Genomic DNA, 1014 nt, shown 5'->3' with positions numbered 1-1014 from the left:
GGGCCAAATGGGCATCCTGATTGAGAACAATCTGGACGATCTGACCAGAAGCATCCCGGCAAAGAAAGCCGCTGATATGGAAGACATCGCGCACCATGCGCAACAGCCCATATCCTGGCAAGGGATCACCGTGAGGCTGCGCAGGCTCGCTGGCCTGAGGCGAGAAAGCCGAGGCCGCAGCCCTGAGCCAGTTCTGGGCCCAGACGATGACATTGTGCACCAGGCTGCCCAACAACAAGAGCATTTGCTGTGCCGCAAAGCGCTTTTTATTGCGTTTGGTCAAGCCAATGCCTTTGTCGCCTTTAAAGCTGGTTTCGATGCCTCCCCCGCGCTGGTCATACAACCACAGCAGTCCCAGCAGCACCGCGTGGGGGTCCGCCGCCGCTTGCGGTGGCAGCCCGGCCAGATGGAGAATATCCTGGTCGGAAAGCCAACAGATCAAGACCCCAACGCCCCATTGCCCATTGGGCTTGGGACAGCGCACCGCCACCCGACGCACCGGTCGGACAAAATCGATCGGAGCCTCGGTCACCCAGCCGACCTGCCGCTCGGGCAGATGCGGATCGATGATCCACTCCTGCACGGTGGTGGCCAAGCGGCGGGACTGCTGACCCGAACACGCTTTGCCTGGCACGCCATAGCCGCGCTCCAGGAGCCAGTTGAGATTGGGCGCGCTGCCTCCACCAGCATCGATGCGCAGCAAACAGTGCGCTCGCTGCTCCTGAGTCAGTTCCAAAGTCACTTCGGCGGCTTCGACCAGTTCTTGCAGCGTGGTGTTCAACTGGCGGTTGCCAGCAAAAAGTCGATCCACCACGACTTCCTGGTAGCGCGTGGCCAGAACCCGTCCCAGTTGTCGCCCACGTCGATTGCGCTGCTGGCTAGCAAAGTAGCCTTTACTGGCAAACTCGGCTTTCTTGCCACACACCCAGCCGCTCAGATCAACGTCCAGGACCTGCCAGTCGGCTTGATAGTCGTGCCGAGCACCTCGACTGTGCTCACGGTAGATGCAGTCCA

1 protein-coding gene and 1 pseudogene are annotated in these 1014 nt (G+C 60.7%); one reads left to right on the top strand and one right to left on the bottom strand.

Going from position 1 to position 1014, the window contains the following annotated elements; all coding sequences use genetic code 11:
- Positions 1–532: pseudogene (locus tag F1593_RS28115) on the bottom strand (transposase); the annotation flags it as partial.
- 24 nt (positions 533–556) lie between these two features.
- Between F1593_RS28115 and F1593_RS28110 the strand changes: the two are divergent.
- On the top strand, positions 557–1014 hold a 458-nt coding region (locus tag F1593_RS28110; RefSeq protein WP_149404856.1), incomplete at its 3' end, for a hypothetical protein.

Origin of the sequence: Dictyobacter arantiisoli (genome assembly GCF_008326305.1) — a bacterium.
Classification (GTDB): domain Bacteria; phylum Chloroflexota; class Ktedonobacteria; order Ktedonobacterales; family Ktedonobacteraceae; genus Dictyobacter; species Dictyobacter arantiisoli.
This window is presented reverse-complemented; position numbering and strand designations above follow the sequence as displayed.